The organism is Formosimonas limnophila (assembly GCF_014652675.1).
In the GTDB taxonomy this organism is placed as follows: Bacteria; Pseudomonadota; Gammaproteobacteria; order Burkholderiales; family Burkholderiaceae; genus Hydromonas; species Hydromonas limnophila.
Genome location: NZ_BMZG01000002.1, coordinates 14,101 through 32,921 on the forward strand (window position 1 = coordinate 14,101; position 18,821 = coordinate 32,921).

The 18,821-nt window shown below is 46.8% G+C and carries 26 protein-coding genes and 1 pseudogene; 24 read left to right on the forward strand and 3 right to left on the reverse strand.

Translation table 11 applies throughout. The features are described from left to right. Positions 1-144: 144 nt before the first annotated feature. Both IE082_RS01625 and IE082_RS01630 read right to left on the reverse strand, forming a co-directional pair. A complete protein-coding gene (locus IE082_RS01625) occupies positions 145-822 on the reverse strand; it encodes a hypothetical protein (protein ID WP_189490691.1) in 678 nt (225 codons plus the stop codon). Positions 823-867: 45 nt separating this feature from the next. Continuing rightward, on the reverse strand, positions 868-1,176 hold the full coding sequence (locus IE082_RS01630) for a hypothetical protein (RefSeq protein ID WP_189490693.1): 309 nt from the start codon (positions 1,174-1,176) through the stop codon (positions 868-870). 350 nt (positions 1,177-1,526) lie between these two features. On the opposite strand from IE082_RS01630, the pseudogene IE082_RS01635 reads away from it, so the two are divergent. Beyond that, a pseudogene (locus IE082_RS01635) lies at positions 1,527-1,739 on the forward strand (ParB/Srx family N-terminal domain-containing protein); the annotation flags it as partial. Between the two features lie 78 nt (positions 1,740-1,817). On the opposite strand, the gene IE082_RS01640 reads toward IE082_RS01635, so the two are convergent. Then, positions 1,818-2,048 (reverse strand): hypothetical protein, encoded by a 231-nt coding sequence (locus tag IE082_RS01640; RefSeq protein ID WP_229809667.1) that lies wholly within the window; start codon positions 2,046-2,048, stop codon positions 1,818-1,820. A 65-nt stretch (positions 2,049-2,113) separates the two neighbouring features. Between IE082_RS01640 and IE082_RS01645 the strand changes: the two genes are divergently transcribed. From IE082_RS01645 to IE082_RS01755, 23 genes are all read left to right on the forward strand, one after another. After that, entirely contained in the window at positions 2,114-2,512 is a 399-nt protein-coding gene (locus IE082_RS01645; RefSeq protein ID WP_189490699.1) for a hypothetical protein, read from the forward strand. Next, a complete protein-coding gene (locus IE082_RS01650; RefSeq protein WP_189490700.1) occupies positions 2,509-3,960 on the forward strand; it encodes a terminase large subunit domain-containing protein in 1,452 nt (483 codons plus the stop codon). Before IE082_RS01645 ends, IE082_RS01650 begins: the two co-directional genes overlap by 4 nt. 182 nt (positions 3,961-4,142) lie before the next feature. Next, positions 4,143-4,484: a hypothetical protein gene (locus IE082_RS01655; RefSeq protein ID WP_189490702.1), complete on the forward strand. Its 342-nt coding sequence runs from the start codon at positions 4,143-4,145 to the stop codon at positions 4,482-4,484. Positions 4,485-4,487: 3 nt separating this feature from the next. After that, a complete protein-coding gene (locus tag IE082_RS01660; RefSeq protein WP_189490704.1) occupies positions 4,488-4,883 on the forward strand; it encodes a hypothetical protein in 396 nt (131 codons plus the stop codon). A gap of 9 nt (positions 4,884-4,892) precedes the next feature. Continuing rightward, positions 4,893-5,852 carry a hypothetical protein gene (locus IE082_RS01665; RefSeq protein WP_189490706.1) on the forward strand — a complete coding sequence of 320 codons (960 nt, stop codon included), beginning with the start codon at positions 4,893-4,895 and terminating at the stop codon, positions 5,850-5,852. A gap of 51 nt (positions 5,853-5,903) precedes the next feature. Beyond that, positions 5,904-7,577, forward strand: coding sequence for a hypothetical protein (locus IE082_RS01670; protein WP_189490708.1), 1,674 nt, complete (start codon positions 5,904-5,906; stop codon positions 7,575-7,577). 20 nt (positions 7,578-7,597) lie between these two features. Then, positions 7,598-7,936, forward strand: a complete 339-nt coding sequence (locus tag IE082_RS01675) for a hypothetical protein (RefSeq protein WP_189490710.1) — start codon at positions 7,598-7,600, stop codon at positions 7,934-7,936. Positions 7,937-8,035: 99 nt separating this feature from the next. Further along, positions 8,036-8,209: a Pam3-gp28 family putative phage holin gene (locus IE082_RS01680; protein WP_189490712.1), complete on the forward strand. Its 174-nt coding sequence runs from the start codon at positions 8,036-8,038 to the stop codon at positions 8,207-8,209. Further along, positions 8,206-8,742 (forward strand): N-acetylmuramoyl-L-alanine amidase, encoded by a 537-nt coding sequence (locus IE082_RS01685; protein WP_189490714.1) that lies wholly within the window; start codon positions 8,206-8,208, stop codon positions 8,740-8,742. The genes IE082_RS01680 and IE082_RS01685 overlap by 4 nt, the downstream gene beginning before the upstream one ends. A gap of 63 nt (positions 8,743-8,805) precedes the next feature. After that, a complete protein-coding gene (locus tag IE082_RS01690) occupies positions 8,806-9,228 on the forward strand; it encodes a M23 family metallopeptidase (RefSeq protein ID WP_189490716.1) in 423 nt (140 codons plus the stop codon). After that, a complete protein-coding gene (locus IE082_RS01695; protein ID WP_189490717.1) occupies positions 9,221-10,381 on the forward strand; it encodes an anti-CBASS protein Acb1 family protein in 1,161 nt (386 codons plus the stop codon). The genes IE082_RS01690 and IE082_RS01695 overlap by 8 nt, the downstream gene beginning before the upstream one ends. Next, entirely contained in the window at positions 10,344-11,036 is a 693-nt protein-coding gene (locus tag IE082_RS01700; protein WP_189490719.1) for a phage head morphogenesis protein, read from the forward strand. The genes IE082_RS01695 and IE082_RS01700 overlap by 38 nt, the downstream gene beginning before the upstream one ends. Continuing rightward, complete coding sequence (locus IE082_RS01705) at positions 11,033-12,061, forward strand: DUF2213 domain-containing protein (RefSeq protein WP_268244677.1); 1,029 nt, start codon at positions 11,033-11,035, stop codon at positions 12,059-12,061. The genes IE082_RS01700 and IE082_RS01705 overlap by 4 nt, the downstream gene beginning before the upstream one ends. 8 nt (positions 12,062-12,069) lie before the next feature. Next, positions 12,070-12,687 carry a structural cement protein Gp24 gene (locus tag IE082_RS01710; protein ID WP_189490723.1) on the forward strand — a complete coding sequence of 206 codons (618 nt, stop codon included), beginning with the start codon at positions 12,070-12,072 and terminating at the stop codon, positions 12,685-12,687. Positions 12,688-12,694: 7 nt separating this feature from the next. Continuing rightward, the gene (locus IE082_RS01715; RefSeq protein ID WP_189490725.1) at positions 12,695-13,825 is read left to right on the forward strand and encodes a major capsid family protein; all 1,131 of its coding nucleotides are present in this window, start codon (positions 12,695-12,697) and stop codon (positions 13,823-13,825) included. Between the two features lies 1 nt (position 13,826). Beyond that, on the forward strand, positions 13,827-14,144 hold the full coding sequence (locus tag IE082_RS01720) for a hypothetical protein (RefSeq protein WP_189490727.1): 318 nt from the start codon (positions 13,827-13,829) through the stop codon (positions 14,142-14,144). Continuing rightward, positions 14,141-14,626: a hypothetical protein gene (locus IE082_RS01725; protein ID WP_189490729.1), complete on the forward strand. Its 486-nt coding sequence runs from the start codon at positions 14,141-14,143 to the stop codon at positions 14,624-14,626. The genes IE082_RS01720 and IE082_RS01725 overlap by 4 nt, the downstream gene beginning before the upstream one ends. 2 nt (positions 14,627-14,628) lie before the next feature. Next, positions 14,629-15,081 (forward strand): hypothetical protein, encoded by a 453-nt coding sequence (locus IE082_RS01730; protein ID WP_189490732.1) that lies wholly within the window; start codon positions 14,629-14,631, stop codon positions 15,079-15,081. Next, complete coding sequence (locus IE082_RS01735) at positions 15,078-15,674, forward strand: hypothetical protein (RefSeq protein ID WP_189490733.1); 597 nt, start codon at positions 15,078-15,080, stop codon at positions 15,672-15,674. Before IE082_RS01730 ends, IE082_RS01735 begins: the two co-directional genes overlap by 4 nt. A gap of 143 nt (positions 15,675-15,817) precedes the next feature. Further along, positions 15,818-16,369, forward strand: coding sequence for a hypothetical protein (locus IE082_RS01740; RefSeq protein ID WP_189490735.1), 552 nt, complete (start codon positions 15,818-15,820; stop codon positions 16,367-16,369). Between the two features lie 10 nt (positions 16,370-16,379). After that, the gene (locus IE082_RS01745) at positions 16,380-17,687 is read left to right on the forward strand and encodes a hypothetical protein (protein ID WP_189490737.1); all 1,308 of its coding nucleotides are present in this window, start codon (positions 16,380-16,382) and stop codon (positions 17,685-17,687) included. A gap of 2 nt (positions 17,688-17,689) precedes the next feature. After that, entirely contained in the window at positions 17,690-18,145 is a 456-nt protein-coding gene (locus IE082_RS01750; RefSeq protein ID WP_189490739.1) for a hypothetical protein, read from the forward strand. Positions 18,146-18,154: 9 nt separating this feature from the next. Beyond that, positions 18,155-18,652, forward strand: a complete 498-nt coding sequence (locus IE082_RS01755; protein ID WP_189490741.1) for a hypothetical protein — start codon at positions 18,155-18,157, stop codon at positions 18,650-18,652. The last annotated feature ends 169 nt before the right edge of the window (positions 18,653-18,821 follow it).

Genomic DNA, 18,821 nt, shown 5'->3' on the forward strand with positions numbered 1-18,821 from the left:
ACCAACTGAAAAAAATGTACAAACGCGGCAAGGTTCAACGGGTCATGGTCAATGAAAAGCATGGCCGACATTTTGTGCGGTACCGGTATTTTTTGATTTGACAAGTTAAAAAAATCCCCCGCTTGCGGGCGGGGGTTACTCTGATCACTTTATGTTTATTAATTTTTTTGCTTCTTCCATAGAAGAAACCAAGGCAATGCCTGATTTTAAAGATAAATCAGCTCTTCGCTCAAGGCTTTCTTTTTCCTCTGATGTTATTTTGCCAGCGTTGGCCGCATCTTTTAGTTTACCAGCATAAACCGCCTTGTTTTTCATGTGCTCGCTTGCTGAGTTTGCTAAGTCTGTATAGGCCTTTTGAAAAACAGGGTCTTCAAATTTATCGCCATTATCACTATACGCCCCATCCATACAGACAAATTCTGCATTTTTTGAGGTTTTATAATACGCATCAAAACTCGGCGTTTTTGAATTTTGCACGTCAGCAATTTTTTTGCTTGCTGAGTCGCAAATTTCTACCAACTCCTTTATTTTGTTGTATTTTTGAGTCAATAAAGACACATTCTGTGAAGCTGGTATTAGATTGGAACCGTTTGGAGCTTTGCCTGATGATTCCGCCTCATTTGTCTCGTCTAATTTTTTGGGCTCTGGCGCAATAGATGCAGATGTGACAATCAAAACAAGAGAGGAAAATATCCCAATGATTGAGTTTCGTCTCGGAATTGGTTTTTCTTTAGATAAAAAACTTGGCTTTATCAATGAAATCACTGAACAAATGAGTAAAACTAGTGAAAATATGAACATCAGAATAGAAATTGTTTTCATGGGTAACTCTAAAAAAGGGTTATGTAAATAATCAATCATAACAAACTATTTTTTGATACAAATCGTGCTTGGCCAAACATCTTCAACCCAGCATGATTTATTTTCCTCATCCCTGTACAGACTTAGGCGCTTACCATCGCTGTCAGTAAAGGTCGCGCTGTTTTGGTTTTTGACCTTGAGCGTGGCTTTGTAATTTTGCCTTGTTATCAAAAACGAGCCTTTATTGTCCGTAGGCTTAACGTCGCAGGCCACGTATTTGTCGTAGTTCTCATCTGAGAAGCTGAGGACGCATTGCGCGGGCTTTGCGTGTGCGAAAAGCGGAAACATACAAAGTGCTAAAGCAATTTTTTTCATTCTTTTGCCATCCCTAAAAAATAAATACGGACTGATTGTAATTTATTTCGAAACTCATGGGGGGGCAAGTATTGACAAAAACGCTGTTTTTCGCCAAAATTGGCACAAATGCGGTTTTGCTTATCCAAAGCAAGCCGCATTTTTCATTCACAGCAAAAGCCCGCCTTAATCAGCGGGCTTTTTCTATTGTCTCTTGTGGTTATTCCCCACTATAAAAAGAGACGGCGACGGGAAGATGTGCGCCAACACACCAACCCGCCAGTAGAACACTGATTACGCAGTGAGCCACCCAAGGCCGCCTTGTCTGTACAGACGGCGGGATTGTATCATCGTTCGATGAGGCTCACCACATGAACCAAACAACCCTAAACCTCGAATATCGTCAAATCGAGGCGTTAATACCCTACGCAAACAACAGCCGAACCCATAGCGACACGCAAGTCGCACAGATAGCCGCGAGCATCCGCGAGTTTGGCTGGACGAATCCTGTCTTGATTGACGGTGAAAACGGCATCATCGCTGGTCATGGTCGCGTACTCGCTGCCCGTAAACTGGGCAAGACGCACCAAAACATATTGGTATTCGTCAAAGGTGACCCGAAAAAAGCCACGCAAGCCTGCGGTGAGGTTGAGGTGTCCGAGTTAGACGTTGCCGAAGCGGAGAATTAACGCGTCGCGTCCTGCAGCTTTGAGTTGCTCGATGTCTTTGCCGATTTGGGCATAAAAACGCGGATTTGTGTATGCGCCATGCGCTGACAATACCGCGTTTCTTTCGTCACCCAGTTGCGGGAATTTAGCCGCCAAGCGCAAGGCTTCTTGCCACTCATTACGCGCCATGTGCGCTTTTACAATCGATAGTTTAGTTTGCTTCATCACAACTCCCTGTTTGCCTTGATTGGACTGTAAGGGAGTGCGTGGTGTGGTTCAAGGGATTTAACATGGCACGTCCAACATTTGCACCAACGGACGCGCAGCGCGAGCAAGTCAAGATACTTTCAGCCTGCGGCGTACCGCAGAAAAATATCTGTCAAATCCTCGCAGGTAAAAATCCTCCAATGGATGAGAAGACATTGCGCAAGCATTTTGCTGTTGAATTGGACAATGGCTCGGCTTTGGCAAACGCCAAGGTCGCACAGTCTTTGTTTAAGAAAGCAACTGGCGGCAACGTCACTGCGCAAATCTTTTGGCTCAAAACCCGTGCGGGTTGGAAAGAAACACAACACGTTGAGCACGCTGGCACGATTGAAACCAAACAAAGCCCAGCAAACCTGAGCGATGAACAGTTGACAGCAATGCTGAAAGAGCGAGGCATCTCAATGTCGCTTTTGAAAAAATGAATGATATTGATCTGATTGAGGAAGTCATCATCCGCAATGCGCGTGTTGACTTTTTGACGTTCAGAAAATACTTACACCCAAACATAAAGTGGAACTGGTTTGTCGAGGACTTGAGCAGTCATCTTCAATGGTTCTATGATGAGTTAGTGGCTGGCAATTCACCAAAACTTTTGATTGAAGCACCGCCGCAGCATGGCAAGAGTGAGGGCGTTGTTGACTTGCTGGCTTGGATGCTTGGCAAACAACCAGAGCTAAAAGTGATATTTAGCTCATTCTCAGAACGTCTTGGTGTTCGTGCAAATAAAAAACTTCAAAAGATATTTGACTCTGCTAAGTACAAGCGGATTTTCAGCGACGCTAAAATTTCCAGCAAAGGCAGCGATGCGCAGGGCTCCGCCCGTAATAGCGAGCTGTTGGAGCTGATTGGTACTGGCGGTTACTTTCGCAACACCACGGTGCGCGGCTCAGTCACTGGCGAGAGCATGGACATTGGGGTCATTGATGACCCAATCAAGGGCCGACTTGATGCCCGTTCGTTGACTGTCCGAAATGCAACGTGGGACTGGATGACCGACGACTTTATGACGAGGCTTTCTGAGGGTGGCGGCTTGCTCATGATCATGACGCGCTGGCACACTGATGACCCCGCTGGTCGGTTGATTAAGAATGACCCCACTGTTCGAGTGGTGACGTTTAAGGCAATTGCTGAGGTTGATGAGGCGCATCGTAAAGCTGGCGATGCTTTATTTCCTGAGCATAAGAGTATTGGTTTTCTGCGCGACAGGAAAAAAACGATGGAGCCAAGCTCGTTTAGCTCGCTCTATCAACAAACACCTGCAGACGCGAACAACTCCGAGGCTCTGTTTAAGTTCAAGCTGGCGCGTGTGAAATACGCACCGCTTCCTGATGTAAGGCCAACCATCGTACTGCGCATCGACACGCCTCAAAAGGCCGAATCAGATTCTGATTACTTCGGTTTCTCGCTTCTCGAAGTTAGGATGAAGGGAATTTTTATCCTTGACGCTGGGCACGCGAGAAAGTCCTATGATGATGCGCTGGTTTACTTTGATGGATTGCTTGACTATTACAAAGCAAACGGATTTGAGGTGCGCAAGGTAATCGTCGAGGATGCGAACATTGGCTACGCATTTGCCCACTCGCTGAAGAAAATCCGCAGGGCGAAAAAACGCTTTGAGGGCTTTAAACTCACGAAGAAGTACGGCAACAAGTTTGACCGCGCACACGAGTCTTACACTAGCTTTAAGACTGGCTGTGTATCTATTGCTGATGGTTGTTCTGTACAAAATCCAGCGGGGATTGACGTTCTAAACGATGAGTTTGAATCATTCACCGAGAACGACAGCCACAACAATGATGACGTCTTGGACACGGTTGTTTGGCAAGTTGTCGAAAAATTCGGAGAATGCCCAGCACCTTTGAGTATTTGAAATGCGAAAGTTTTTTCTCGAACTGTTATTCGGCTGGTCAATACTCAATAACCGATGTCCGTACTGCTTTGCGATTCGGCAAGCTGCGGCAATGAGCGTGGCGGCATTGATAGGATGCAAGGCACTTATTTTCACAGTGCCTTTTTTTGCGATTGTAGGCGCACTTTATTGGATAAAAAGAAATGAAAGTAATCAAAGGAAACGCGGACGCGATTACCTGCGCAGGTACTATGTTCAGCATTATCAATGGCGGTTCGATAGTGCAGACTATGAAAAAGAGCGACGCACCGTATGAGGCAAAAACAGTGGTGATTGATGGCGTTGCGGCGGTCACATTTAACATTGACACAAACGTCGGAACTTTGGAAGTTCAAGCGAGCGTTGATGAATGGCGAGACATAAGCGACTCAAGGGGGCTTGTGCAAAAGACTAAAACAGTATTGACCAAGACTGTAAGAGCCATTAGCTCTTACATTGAAAGTGGTAACAAAAATGACGGACCGTGTTGTGGTGGGGGAATGTAAAAAATGACAACCTTAAATGATTTGAGCCCTGACTCTAATCGAATCAATCCAGTTTCAGGACGTCCATTACCTAAGCACATGGCAAATCCGCACACAAATGTAGACATCATTCACGGCGGCGGCGGTGGCGGCGGTGGAGAGGCGGCATTCGTTGCGTACACTGGTACTCATGACGTTAGAAGCATCGACAACGGGCAAACAGCGTTTTATGACATCACGCTTCCGCTTGATGATACAAGCCAGTATTCATTCACAGTCGCGGGCTACGTGAGCGAGCCTATGGCTTTTGTACGGTTCAACTATTTGGGTGGCGGCGTGCTGCGGCTCGAAGTTGAAAATCAAAGCGGCCAAACAATACCGCAAACTACTGTGAAAATCACAGCAACCCAACTTTTCTAAGGATTTTAAATGGCAATTTTACGTCACGAATCACAACAATACCCTAACCCAGCAGCATTGACTGCTGAGACAATCGTGCCGACTGCAAATGATGAGGTTCATATTGAATCTTTAAATCGACGCTTCAACTGGTTGGAGGGTTCAAGCACCTCAGCAGACAACCTATACGTCATCGAACAGACAAGCGAATCAGCTAACGGTCGTTGGGCAGCAACAGCGGTCGAGGGGGCAAAGGTGTTCACTGGTTCAGCATCGACTGGTGCGATTCCAAACGGCAACACTGCTGTTTTTACTGTTTCATTGACTGGTTCGGGCACGCTTTTAGCCGATTCAGGTGCAGCATTGGGCATCACAAACGGCGGCGCGTTCCCGACTAACGTTTTCTTGGACTCGCTTGTATTGACCGCGGATAATACCGTTCAGGTAACTGTGGTCAATGAAAGCGGTGTAGATGTGCCAGCTTTCACTGTTGAAGTCAAAGCAATCGATTATACAGGCGTTGCAACGGCGGGCACACCGTATCTACGCAATATGCTGATTGTTGATTTGGTGAAGACAGGCAATCCGACTTACGTGTCGAGTCCGACCTTTTCAGTTGGGCGCACGTATATCGCGGCCGTCGGTTCTGGCGACGATTTAACGAATGTTGGTTATGTTGCCGACAATGTGCCTTTCATCGCAACCGCCGAAACGCCAACATCCTACAATACTGGAATCAGTGCGGCCTATGATATTACCGACGCCACACAGTCTTTGACAGAACTGCGCGATGATTTTGGTGTAACTTTAACGTCAGCTTACGAAACGGATGCCGCAGCCGATATTAAAGTTGTTGTGACATTATCGCAGCCGATTCTCGGGCAAAACGATGTATTGTGGGGCGCCTGTGGTTTCAGCGCGGTGAAATTAAGTTCTACAAAACTCGCATTGTATAGTTCTGACCGCTTCTTTGTTGAGCAAGTAATCTAAACAAGTTGGCGGGGGGTGTTGAGAATCCCCCCGCCACTATTGGAGAGGTAAATGAAGTCTTTAGTTTCTGCGTTTTTATTATTCATTTCCACCGTATGCTTGGCCTTGCCGACAGCTCCTTCTGTCACGTTCGGCACTGAATCAGACCCCAGTACATTAACTGAAAGCCAGTTCAATAAATATGATGGCAGCGTTTTTGTCAAGACATCGGACGGCACGGCCAATGGCGTAGTAGATAGCGTTTGGCATTATTCAATCAAGAATAATAAGTGGGTTAAAGTACCCAAACCAACCCTCGTGGACTTAGGCGGACAGCCGCAAATTAATGGGACTGGTTTTGTCAAGGCTGACGGTACAACAATATCATACGACAACAGCACCTATTTGGCTGGCTCAGGCGTGACTGGCCGTGTCTCTTTTTACAATGGCGCGAACTCCACAACGTCTGACGCAGGTTTTGTCTATTCGAGTACAAATAAAAGGCTCGGCGTAAATCAAGGCTCACCAATACACACAGTCGACGCAGTTGGTGCTTTACGGGCTTTAAACGCTGGCACAACAAACCAATTCCTGATTGACCCACTAGATGCAGTAGGCCCGAAGTTAAAGTTGGGCACATCGACTGACCCAATAGCGTTTTGGGAAATGGGTGCTTACAACTCAATAAACAACTTTGACAACAAAGGTCGCACCTTCAAGATATTCAATAACGCGTCACCGAATGCGGTGTGGGTAAATGGTTCAAACGGATATTTAGGGCTTAATGTCACTGCTGCCCCGATTAGCCGCTTCGCTAACACTGCCACTGCGCAACTCGGAACAAATGGCATTGGTGTTGATGTATCAAGTGGCACAACATGGGTCGCAACCCAAGCATGGGCGCACATTCTGAGGCAATCAGGTGTTGGCGTAGGTGCAGGTGGCATGAGCATCCAAGCGGATGGCACAACTAACACTAATATCATCGTCGAAGCTGCGTCAGGTGTCACAAAAACGCAAAAATGGGCGGTGCTCGGCTCAGGTGACACTGTGCACAGCGGAAATGTGCAAACAAAGTCATCAAATACCCATTATGTCAGCGTTGCATCGTTTACAGCGGACAGCGTTGGAGACGTTCGTTTTACCCTTGTAAATGGTCAATGGTTGCAACAGATTTGTACCGTTGCGAACGCAACTAAGGGTTCTGGAACGTGGGTTGAAAATTATGAAAAAGACCTTGTGAAAAGATATACTTGGACAATCGCCGCTAACACGAACTTTGCCACAGGCACTAACTTCATACTGGGCGAAAGTGTTGTAACAGGAAGTCCGACACTCACAACGTTGAACAACATGCCCTATCTCGGTGTGGCGTCAGGTGGGACGCCCGCCGCCCCCAATGGCACGTTTAGCGAACTTGGTGCGCCGAATGGCTACTTTAAGATGAACAACGTTGTGCTTCGAAATTTGAAAGCAACAGTCAGATTTTCGATCACGCCAGGTAGTTATCAGGACTTTGCAGTGCAACTTGTGAAGTATGTTTCTGGTGCTTGGAATGTTGTTGAAACTCGTAAGGCTTGGCGGTCTAATGATGCGATTGCAGAAAATGCTGTGTCCTTTGAGACTTATTCAAGCGGGGCATCCGACGACTTCAACACAAGTGTTTTTGCATTTAGGTTCGTGAATTCTTCGGGAAGTACCTTGGTTTTACCACCGCAAGTTGTTACATTAACTTTCTCGCATTGAAAAATAGAAGATATTTAAAAATGAGAAATATTTTTGAAAAAGTCGCAGCACTTTTGTTTCTATTCATGTTGGTTGGCATTGTTCTGTTTTTGGTTTATGTGCCAATGCCAGCGGCGAGCGAGAAGGTAATTTTAATGATTATCGGTGCGCTGGTAGCTGCATCTACAGGGGCTTTACCTAAACTTTTTGGTACCGACAAAGGTGAGGAAGATTCACTTAAGAAGCGGGTTGTGGCACTTGAACAGCACATCGCAGTACTTAATGCAGAGGCAAAAGTTGTTAAATCACAGTACGACCAGATTGTTCAGATGCTGATTGAGCGTCATGTCGTGAACGGTGACGGAATTGTTAGCGAATGAAGACTTAATTTTCACCCTGCTTAAGGTGGGAGTGGTGGCCGCGTTTATCGCGGCTTTTTTATTGGTCGCGTCTGTGGCCGAATTTATAGGAGTTTGAAAATGGATTTATCAACTGTTTTTGGTATTTTAGTGCGCCATGGTTTGACGATTTTGGGCGGAGTTTTGGTGAGCAAGGGCATCATCGAGGCTGGCGACGTAGAAGTCATAGCAGGATCAGGTGCTGCCATCGTTGGTGTGCTGCTTTCTGTGTTCAATAAGCGAGTTGCGAAATGATTTTTTTAATTGCAGGGCATGGTGGCGGTGATAGCGGAGCGGTCGGCGTAAACGGACGAACAGAGTCCGCTGAAACTATCAAGTTTCGCGACAAAATCAAAGCACACCTGCAGAACCACGGTGCGAAATTCAAGACCGACGATGACCGCGACGGTCTAGCTACTGTACTGAATAAATGCAATACAGGCAGCGGCTCTGTGGTGCTCGACATTCATTTTAACGCTGGTCCAAAAACGGCGACAGGCGTTGAGGTGATTGTCGGTGACGATGCCCAAGGCAATGACTTGGCATTGGCAATGGATGTGCTTGACGTGATGATTAAATACACAGGTCTAAAGTCTCGCGGTGTCAAAAAAGAATCACAAACGCCGCGTAAACGCCTGGGCGTGATGCGCGAGCATGGTGCAGTCTGTCTGCTTGAAACCTGTTTTATCACTAATGAAACTGACATGCGTAAGTATGACAACGTCATAAGTGAGTTGGCGCGTGAGTTGGCTATGGTTTTGATTCGCCATGACGCAAAGGCTTCTTAAAATTCTCAATGCTTGGCTTTTTTATTTGGATAAATAATGTTCTCTAGCGGACCATTACCGAGAGTGAAAATTCGCAGAAACTCGCCATCTAACAGATTTGGCAGGGTAAGAAGTGGCGGCAAGCGTGTTCATCAGGGCGAGGATTATCAGGCAGACATTGGCACGCCTATTTTGGCGGTTGATGATGGGGTGGTGGCATTCATTCGCAACGGTGGCGACTATGGGCTTCAGATTTGTATTAAAACGGTATTAACGCATAACGGCAATCCAGTTTATGCGTTTTATGCGCACCTATCACGGGTTGATGTGAAAGCTTGCCAACAGTTAAAGTCTGGTCAGCCCATGGGCGCGACTGGTGATACAGGTAATGCACGAGGGATGCGCGGCGAGGACTGTCACCTGCACTTTGAAGTGCGAACACGAGCGAGCCCAGGTCTTGGGCTTGGCGGTCGATTAGACCCGAGAGGTTTTGTGAGATATGGATAAAACAATTTTTTCGCCTTACGCGGCAGCGGCAGGTTGGCGCGCCTTGGGCTTCAACTTCTCAATACAAAACATGCCAATGACCGAGATGCTGAAGCAACCATTGGTCATTAATGCACTCACTGCGCCTATAAACGACGCAATCAAGGCGTGGCGAATTCTCGATGATGATGGTTATGCAATCGAACGTAAATTCGGCTATCAGCACCTTTTCCACGATGCGGTCCTGCTTGCAAAAATCAATGGAAACGCTTTGGTAATACCAGTTACCACAAAAGACATGGCAAGTAAAATCACTGGCGGCGTAAATGGTTTCCAAGTGGTGCAGGGCAAAAGAAATGATGATGGTGTGTTCTCCATCAAAACAAAAAACGGCGATGAAAAATTAATCCACCCTGATAATGTTTTTGAGGTTTTTTCCCTGAGCGGTTTCAGGACTCAGTCACTGAGAGATTTGAACATCATCAGTGGCTCAGAGGTTGACCTTATAACCGAAGCTTACACAGTCTACAAAAAAGGGCTGGACGAGATTTTCTACATTCTCAAGCGCGCCATTGTTGACACCAGAGGTATAAAAGACCTTGCCGATCAAATGGATGCAGCGGTTACAGATGAGCAGAAAATAGATTTGGTGATGAAGCTTAAGGCTGTTCATCAAGCAACGAACGGCACTGACAACCACACTGGGGTAGTTTACGACTTAGACCTTGAAAAGGTTGAGCGTCTATCAATTGCGAGCGCACTTGACGGAATTGTAAAGGCTTTCAATGAGCTAAAAAATAACTTCGTCGCGTCCACTCGCATACCTGAGGTAAAGATATTTGGCTCACAAGTAGGCGGCATTGGCAATAACGATGCAAGCACACTGTCAATCTATTTTGACATGGTAGAGCAACTTATGCAGACCACGCTGTACGACATGCTGCAATGGATGGACGCCATGGCGGGCTTCGATGCGCCAAAAATCGTTTTTGGATCTGTTAGACCACAGAGTGAGTCGGAAAAAATCGGAATCGAAAAAACTCAGGCGGAAATTGACAAGATTTATTTTGACATGTTAGACACAGCTGTGCAGGATGGCATTTTGAAGCGGATTGAATCACGTTACGGGTCATTAGATGGTAGCCAAAGTACAGACACCACCAGCACCGATTAAGCCAGAGTCGAGCCACAGGAAGTTGCTTAATGACTTGATTAAAAGAATCATTGGGCGTTTGGGTGAGTTAGACGCAAGCATGATAGACGAGGCAGCTAAAAAGCTGCCTTTTTTATTTGATGAAATCAGAGACTACAACGCAAGGAAGTTTAAAAAGCTTTTGAGCGATGCGCTGGGAAAAAGGAAAGCCTCTGGTCTTATAAGTCTGATTGAGCCTAAAGCAATTGAGTTTTTGCGCGAGGCATATGTCACGGCAAATACCACGCTGATTAGGTCGGTCAGTAATGACGTGGCGACAAGAATCACACGTGAGATAGCTAAAGATCCTAGGGACTTGCCGCCGTTGATAGATCGCATCGAAAAGGCTGGAAACGTCACGCGTAGCAGGGCGCGAACCATTGCGCGGACAGAGACGGCAAAGCTCAACGCTGATATGTCAAAAGTGAAGTCTGTCGCACTTGGAATCACGTCATACGAGTGGCGCACGGCTGGCGATGAGCGCGTGCGTGATGACCACGATATTTGCGACGGCAAAACTTACAAATATGGCGAGCAGACCGACTCAGACAGTGGCAATGAGCCAGGTCAGGATGTGAATTGCCGATGCGTGGCAATCAACGTGATAACCGATGATGTATTGGAGCAGATTTTATGAATAAAAAACTTGTGAGCAAAATTTCTTTGGGAAATAAAAAGCAAGACGCTCGATATAAGGGTCAAGAAAAATTAGACCTAAACAACATTGAGCGAACATCTGATGGTGCTGTGATTTTGAATGGCTATCCTTTTCGTAGCGGCATCTACGAGTACTACGACTGGGAAGTCGGGGACGGTTTCTCTGACAGGATTATGAATGGGTTTATCAGCGATGAAGAGGCTAAACGACTTGCCGATTTGATGGTCGGCTTGCCGCTGACTTTTGATCATGTTTTCATCGACACTCTGAGCCATCGTGAAGAGCATGGCATCGGCTCTGTGATAAGCAATGGCGAATATCAAGATGATGGCCGAGTCAAATGCAAAGTCCTCATTACTAATGGCGACGCAATCGCTAAATTCTCAACGCAGGAGTTTAACCAATTATCTATTGGCTTCACTGCTGATATTGACAAAGAAAACGCACCGGATGGCGCGGATTTCTTGATAAAAAACATCCGTCTCAATCACGTTGCGCTGGTTGAGTTCGGGCGTGCAGGGGCTGGCGGTTCGCTGGCAAATTCAAAGGTGGTTATTAAAGAGGATGTAAATATGGACATCAAAGAATTGCAGGCGACGGTAGCACAACTGACGCTTGAAAACACGGAGTTGAAAAACTCCAAAACTGAGCTCGAAAAGCTGCGTGCTGAAAATGACATGCTCAAAAAGGCTCAAAAGTCAGAAGATGAAATCAGAAAAGAGGCCGAGAAGTTGGCTAACTCTTGGTCTGATTTGTCAGAAAAAATTGTCGAAATGACGGGCGAGAAATCAAGTGTACCGCTGACAAATTCAACAGCAGCGATGAAAGCGGCGCTGCAAAAAATTGGTCACTCAATGCCTGATGATGCAACCGATGTTTATGTTCAGGCTGCATTTGACTTTGCTTTGCAAAACGGCAAAAAACATGCCAAGCCAATCGATGCGCAATTGAGCGTAGGTGGCTCTTTCGAGGAAAACGTGGAAAAAACTTTTGGAGGTCAGTAATGAGCAATATGCAAAACAAGAAGTGGGGCCAGTGGGCTGAGTTTGACAACAAATATGCAGTCGATGCAGCGGTTTATGGTAGCCACATCCCTTTTGGTCGTGTTGTTTATTCAGCAGAGCAAACCAGCTCACAAGCTGAGTATCACGAACGCGCAGCCAATCACTCTGTCATGCTGCCTCATGAAGATGGCGATGCTAAATTCACTGATTCACTTGGTAACGCTATTCCTGCGCTCAATACATTCACGCAGCGCGACGGCAAAAACCACATTTACGGAGTCACAGTTGAGTCAAGTTTTTACGACAAACCTATGCCTCTGTTTGGTTTGGATGCGCAGTCTGATGGCTGTATCTCTTACGGGCAAAAGCAATGCGATTCAATCCCCGTTGCGCGTACAGGCGCTGTCTATGTACCGCTTTGTACAGATGTTAAGGTTGGTGACAAGGTTGGCTTTTTAATAAAGACTCCTGACGCTGCCGATGCAACACAGGGCTATGGAGTTATCGGCAACCTTAATGATCCTGATTTGGGTGCCAACATGCGTGAGCTGGTTGGCGCAGAGTTCCGCACCAATGGTACAAAAGGTAGTGGTGCCACGGTTTATTTGAATTTGACAGGAAAGTGAGTAAAAAATGACATTCATCATTAAAAACAAGGCAACCGAGTTGCTCAATGAATTTGTCGGTTTCAAGTTTGAGAACAAAGAAAAGAGCAAGGAAAAACTGGTTTCTACCATCGATGCAATTTTGACCAATGCACAGGCTGTGCAGTTGGCCAATGAATCAAAGATGGCGAATAGCCAATCATCGATTTTGGGTCGTATCATTGAATTAAAAACCCGCGTTGTACTGGAAGATGTGAGCGAACCAGCGCCTGAGTTGATCTACCTCAACAAGTCCCGCGAGTGGGGTAATGTGATCAATGTAAATTTGGGCGACATCGTACTGCCTTACTCAACAGATTACAAACGTGGCGAGGTAACAATCGGTGCTGACCATTCAAACAGCACGCCGACTCAGGGCTTTGAAGAAAAGCAATACGGCGAGCCTTTGACCATCAAACCAATGACCACTGCTGTGGAAATTGGTTACTTTGAGCTCGAAAAAGCAGCCCGTGACGGTGTCGATTTGATTGCACGAGAAATCTCAGAGCGTCAAAAAGACATGGACACCTTCGTTGAAAAGCATTTTTTCAAAGGACTGCCACAGTTTGCACTGCCTGGCTATTTCACAAGCCTCAACCCGCCAAAAATCTTGGTGCCCGAGTCCACAGTTAATGCAGGCAAACGCCGCTGGGAAGACAAGACGCCAAGCGAAGTATTGGCCGACTTGAAATTGATGCGCGAGCAGTCAAAAGCTCAAAGCAAGTCAAACCTCTATCCATCTGTTATTCAGCTCTCAACAGCCGAATATGCTTATCTATCGATGGTTCGCATGGGTGATGGTCAATCACCTACGATTCTTGAGCAGTGGACGAAAGAAATGCTGTTGTTGTCTAATCCAGCACTGAGCTTCCCACAGCCTGCCACAGAGTTAATGCCGTTGGACTTCTTGAATTTGCAAGGTATCGCCGATTCAGGCGGTGCAACTGGTGTTGCAGTAACAACGCGTTTCGGTTCAGGTACTTACTCTGTGAAGTACGGTACAAAACGCCGCACTGAAATGCGTCAGGATGGCTGGACTTTCAAAATGGGGTTGTGGGCACCATTCGGTGGTGTGACAGCGAAAAAAGATTCTTCTGCAATTTGGTTCGAGGGGATTTGATATGCGTTATGTAAATTACACAGCAAGCAAGCGGTTCTTATCAGTCTGTCATGCAAAAGGAATTCGACTGGTTGAGCTTAAAACTGGTGCTGGCGAGCTTTCTGATGAGGAGGCGCTGGCTGTGGTCAAAGATGGCAAACCAACAAGCGAGGCCTTGCTTTTAGCAAAAAATGGCTACGTTTTGTTTGACCATAAAGAGTTGACCGATTTGTTCAACAAAACAAAAAAAACTGATGACCCTTTTGAAAAGCCATCAAAGCCAGTGAAACAAAAGGCAGATTCAGCCGTGTCGATTGACAAAGCAGAGCGGCCTGTATGATCTACGACGCGGCTTGGTTTATCAGCACGCCAATGGGCAAGAAGTACGAATCTATCAGCGATGATGATTACTTTCTTGCCCTTTTGCTTGCCACAAACGACGCCCGCATGATCAACGTGTCGAAGTATTGCCCAAAGATTTTTGACGAGGCTTTGGCTTTGCAGATTGATGCATTGCTGCAAGAGCTATTCCACACTGAGGGCGGCGTGACCACGATAGACGGTAACGGTGATGCAGTGGCATACGTCACCAGTGACAAGGTCTATGACACGCAGCGTAATTACACACTCATGCAGCGGTCTCAGGAGTCAGTCAAGGCAACCCCATCGGGTCGCCTTGCTTTGATTTACAGCCAATGCAAGGGGGCACGTATCGCCATGCACTTAGCGTTAAAGCCGTCATCGTGCGGTTGCAAGCAGCTTGGCGATACTTATGCGATGTATGCGGATCACATCAACACGTACTATAACCACGGGCTTTAATCGTGAAAAAAGTTGACCATTCAAAGCTGATCATTGAGAACCTTAGCGGATTGAACAAGGTTTACAAAGTCGGCTTTCCAGAGGAAACGACTGGCGGACAAAAGTACGAGAATGGTGCGACTGTTGCTCAGGTCGCTGCGTGGCAGGAGTACGGCACGAAAAAGGATGGCAAGGAACGAATCCCACCGCGCCCATTCATGAAAAACGCAGCTGATGAGTTTGATTCTGAACCAAACAAGGTTAGGGATGCGTTGCAAGCTGGGGTGGTAAAAAACCCTGATGCAGCCAGTGATTTGCTTAGGTTGATGTTGGTTGGCAAAATCAAAGACCAAATATCACGCGGCAGCTTCATTGAGAACGACAAGCAGACAGTCAAGAAGAAAGGTTCTTCGAGGCCTCTTATTGACACTGGCAAGATGCTTGGCTCTGTTGACTTTGTAGAGGTGAAAAAATGACGGTTATCCGCAAAGATTACCTGATCCAAAGTGACAGATACCGACAGCCAACAGTGATGAACCCACCGCTTGGTCAGCGTGCAGAAAATGCGCGCCATGCGATTTGGCACTTTGCTGAGTTGATCGCGATTGACGTTGCGGTTGGTGTCACATGGGATGAATTGGATGGTCGTTCTAAAATCGCTCAGTGGCGAACAATTGAGGCCTACGCAGTGTGCCAGCCCTTGGTTGGCGGCGACGGGCTAAATGAATCACTGTATGAGGGTGAGCGTACCGAGGCGGCCATTATCGTACACATCGACAACGAAGACCCGCGCAACTTGGCACTTGCATCGACTTATTCGGACATTTTCCCGAATGGTATTTATTTGGGTGGGTTGGACTCAGTGAGCAGCCATCCACAAATAGGCTTTCCAACGATCATAAATTTTGATGGTCAAAAATGGAAGCCACGACACACGGCTCGTCTAAATAAAGCTGGCGATGAAACGCACCCAGCAATGAACGGGGCATACCGAAGTGAGTGCTATTTGTGGCGAGACAACCACCAAGAGATGCAGGCTGGTTTTGGCGATGGATTGACCGACTTATGACAACAGCGTACTCATTCGACAGCATAAAATCGCTGCAATACACACGCAGTCTTACTGATGAACAGCTTTACCAGGTAACAAGCAGGTCATCAACATGCTCAAAGCCTAAGCGTTTTAGCTATGAGGACGAACTTTGCGCGTTCTTGGTCCAATACCTATCACTCATCACTGGTATTAATTGGCGCAGGCCATACGAGCAGGCAAGCCGTGGCGAATCACAATATGGCGTTGTTCATGTTTTGTCTATAAATCCGACTGGTTTAAGAAAAACAGAGCGCATCGAATCTGACACTGAAGTCTGCGAAGTGGTGACGATGCAATATTCATGTGACCTCCAGTTAGACGTTTACCGTGGCAGTGGCGAAAAGACAAGTTTTAGCAACCCTGATCCAGTCACACAGCCATACGCCTCGGCGATTGACGTTTTGGCAAAGGTTATCACACGCTCACAGCTTCTCGTCTTTCAAGACGCCTTGGCGCAATACGGCATTGACGCCTCAGACTTTGCAGTACGAATCAACAACGTGCCACAAGAGATGAGGCATGGCGTGTTTGAAGAACACGCTGTGATGAGGCCTACAATCAAAGTTTGTATGAGCCAATCGATAAAAGTCGCAACAATAAAATCCCCAGCCGTCGCCTCGTGCGACGGTTTTTTAATTCAACAACTGCCACAAGATGGCAACTGTAACTAAAGGAGTAACAATGGCAACTTGTGATGTGGTATGTAACCCAGACATTGGCCGAAGTGTAAACAGTTCAATCTCGTTTACTGGCCGAGTAATGATTGTGGACCCAAACTGTCAGGAGGTCGTTTATCTGACTTCTGACACGGCGGGCGGGAAACTTGGCGCAAACAATCGATTTGTGACAATCACGTCAAGCTCGGAAGCCGTTGACTTGTTCACTGCTGGCGCACCGATTATTGCTGATTGTAAGACATACTTTGCCAATGCAACATACGGCTTGCGCCGCATGTTAAATATCGTGTGGGTTGACCCTGCGGAGTCTTTGACCGATGAGCTTGACAAGGTGATTGCCTGCAATAACTGCTGGCTAAGTTTTGCGGCGGATAAAACGGTCATCGACTACACCGACAGTGCGGCGGCAGTGGCTAAATACGCTCAGGCTTCTGCTTGGGCGATTGAGCACGAAAAAATGTTCTTTGCGCTTTCAACTGATCCTAACGATTTGGATTCTGAAAACGGCGGCAGCGTTAAGGCGGTTCTCAATGGTATCGGCGCACACAATACAACAGTGGTGTGGACTAAAGGCCAGTGTGAATACCAGCTCGATACAATCGGCAACCCAATCCCTGACCCTGACAATGTCGGTGAGTACCTGACGCAAACAGTCTACAAGGCACGTCACCTGATTTATGCTGGTTATGTCGCTGGTTCGGACCTGTCTAAGCGTGGTTTGGATTACACCATGGACGCCAAGCCAGTGGGGGGCACTGGCTGGGTTGGCATCAAGGCCGAATTGCTATCCAGTAGCGAAGTCGCAGAAGTCACAGGGCGCATGGCAACAGGCGTGATTCGTGACAACAACAACGGTTATGCAAACGTCTATATCAAGTCAGACGGATACACACGAGAGACAGCTGGCATGACTGTGACAGGCAAGTGGATAGACTCTATCCACAAGTCAATTTTCGTGCGCCGTCGTCTGCGTGCGGCAATTGCTCAGCTTTTGGTTGGCAACCGTAAAGTGACTTATGACAAGTACGGTGAAAATGCCCTTGCCAATGTCATCACTTTTGAGATGAGCTTGATGCAGGATAACCGTTTGTTCTCGGGTACACCACAGCCCTATGAGGACACCGACGCATACGGCAACCCGCTGTTGCGCAACGGTACGGCGTGGGCTTTGTGGGGTGGTCATTTAGCCACAGCAGAACCAAACCTACAAGAACAGCGAATCAACCCACTATGGCGCGTGTGTTACACCGACGCTGGTGCTTTGTCGTTCGTTGACCTCGATGTCTGCGATTTATATTCAACAGGAGCTTAATAATGGCTGATAATTGCTTTGTTTATAACGCCAGTGACAGCAGTCTCATTGTCAAATATGGTGACCTTGACTTGACGCCCGCTATCGTTTCCAATGAGTCAGATGCGGTTTTGGTGACGCCTGAGAAATCGGATGCAACAATCGTATCCTCGATTAATGGTGAGCACTCTGCAGCTGATGTTTCTCGAATCACGGGCGGCAAAATCAAGATTAAAATGGTCAAGGGTTCACCAGCACTTGAGACGATCAAAGAGCTGCTCATCATCGGCCAAGATGACGGCATCAAGGCTCAAACAATCACGATTGACAGTTTAAACAGCGGTATGCACATGGATTTGACATGCTGCTTGGTCTCTGCGCCTGAAAACTTTTTTGCGTGGGGTGCTGGCTCATCGCTTTTTGAAGAGGTCGAGTTTACCTTTGCTCGAATCAAAAACTACAAGCGTCCGAACAAGTGAGGTGACTAGATGGAATTTACGTTCTTAAAAATCGCCGAACTCTTTGCCACGCTTGAGGATGTCAATATCCAAGAGCGCGGCGATGCGACGTTCACAATTGATGGCAATAAGTTCAAAGTCAACCGCTTGCCGCTCGTTGAGTCTGACCGATTAATCAATCGAACCAAGCGGATTTTGTCGAAATACCAAAGCAGTATTTGGGCCGAGTTCACAGGCGATCAATCTGACTACTCAGAACAACAGGCTGGTGCAAAGGTAATGGGCCTGATTGAAACCATGCTAGCAGAGGAAGATGTGAACGAGCTTAAATACGAGCTTTGTGCGGCGACTCTGATTGAGTTAAATGGCTCATTTGTTCATTTAAAACAAGCTGTCATCAACAGCAAAATCAGTAACCGTGATGACTTGATGGCTGTTGCTTTGGTTTATTTGGAGGTGAACGCTGCAGGTTTTTTTACGCAGCGGCTAATTACAAGCCTATTGAGCCGAGCACAGACAGCCGCTTAAACAAGTACCTTTTTGCAAAACAAGACGAAATAAACATTCTCGTCCGTGAAAAGCACTTCACAAACATCAATGATCAGTGGATATTTTGGCGTTTAATCAACGAAAAAATGTGCAGCTATCGTGAGATATTTGTTGACAGTGCTTTTACATGGCAGGATGTTTTTTTTAT

Bases quoted from the DNA above. Each gene is read 5' to 3' on its own strand.
- IE082_RS01735 (WP_189490733.1), top strand. From the start codon at position 15,078: ATGACGGTTATCCGCAAAGATTACCTGATCCAAAGTGACAGATACCGA.
- IE082_RS01675 (WP_189490710.1), top strand. From the start codon at position 7,598: ATGAGAAATATTTTTGAAAAAGTCGCAGCACTTTTGTTTCTATTCATG.
- IE082_RS01725 (WP_189490729.1), top strand. From the start codon at position 14,141: ATGATCTACGACGCGGCTTGGTTTATCAGCACGCCAATGGGCAAGAAG.
- IE082_RS01630 (WP_189490693.1), bottom strand. From the start codon at position 1,176: ATGAAAAAAATTGCTTTAGCACTTTGTATGTTTCCGCTTTTCGCACAC.
- IE082_RS01715 (WP_189490725.1), top strand. From the start codon at position 12,695: ATGACATTCATCATTAAAAACAAGGCAACCGAGTTGCTCAATGAATTT.
- IE082_RS01655 (WP_189490702.1), top strand. From the start codon at position 4,143: ATGAAAGTAATCAAAGGAAACGCGGACGCGATTACCTGCGCAGGTACT.
- IE082_RS01670 (WP_189490708.1), top strand. From the start codon at position 5,904: ATGAAGTCTTTAGTTTCTGCGTTTTTATTATTCATTTCCACCGTATGC.
- IE082_RS01700 (WP_189490719.1), top strand. From the start codon at position 10,344: ATGGTAGCCAAAGTACAGACACCACCAGCACCGATTAAGCCAGAGTCG.
- IE082_RS01745 (WP_189490737.1), top strand. From the start codon at position 16,380: ATGGCAACTTGTGATGTGGTATGTAACCCAGACATTGGCCGAAGTGTA.
- IE082_RS01750 (WP_189490739.1), top strand. From the start codon at position 17,690: ATGGCTGATAATTGCTTTGTTTATAACGCCAGTGACAGCAGTCTCATT.
- IE082_RS01650 (WP_189490700.1), top strand. From the start codon at position 2,509: ATGAATGATATTGATCTGATTGAGGAAGTCATCATCCGCAATGCGCGT.
- IE082_RS01625 (WP_189490691.1), bottom strand. From the start codon at position 822: ATGAAAACAATTTCTATTCTGATGTTCATATTTTCACTAGTTTTACTC.
- IE082_RS01640 (WP_229809667.1), bottom strand. From the start codon at position 2,048: ATGAAGCAAACTAAACTATCGATTGTAAAAGCGCACATGGCGCGTAAT.
- IE082_RS01645 (WP_189490699.1), top strand. From the start codon at position 2,114: ATGGCACGTCCAACATTTGCACCAACGGACGCGCAGCGCGAGCAAGTC.
- IE082_RS01710 (WP_189490723.1), top strand. From the start codon at position 12,070: ATGCAAAACAAGAAGTGGGGCCAGTGGGCTGAGTTTGACAACAAATAT.
- IE082_RS01695 (WP_189490717.1), top strand. From the start codon at position 9,221: ATGGATAAAACAATTTTTTCGCCTTACGCGGCAGCGGCAGGTTGGCGC.
- IE082_RS01665 (WP_189490706.1), top strand. From the start codon at position 4,893: ATGGCAATTTTACGTCACGAATCACAACAATACCCTAACCCAGCAGCA.
- IE082_RS01705 (WP_268244677.1), top strand. From the start codon at position 11,033: ATGAATAAAAAACTTGTGAGCAAAATTTCTTTGGGAAATAAAAAGCAA.
- IE082_RS01685 (WP_189490714.1), top strand. From the start codon at position 8,206: ATGATTTTTTTAATTGCAGGGCATGGTGGCGGTGATAGCGGAGCGGTC.
- IE082_RS01755 (WP_189490741.1), top strand. From the start codon at position 18,155: ATGGAATTTACGTTCTTAAAAATCGCCGAACTCTTTGCCACGCTTGAG.
- IE082_RS01720 (WP_189490727.1), top strand. From the start codon at position 13,827: ATGCGTTATGTAAATTACACAGCAAGCAAGCGGTTCTTATCAGTCTGT.
- IE082_RS01660 (WP_189490704.1), top strand. From the start codon at position 4,488: ATGACAACCTTAAATGATTTGAGCCCTGACTCTAATCGAATCAATCCA.
- IE082_RS01680 (WP_189490712.1), top strand. From the start codon at position 8,036: ATGGATTTATCAACTGTTTTTGGTATTTTAGTGCGCCATGGTTTGACG.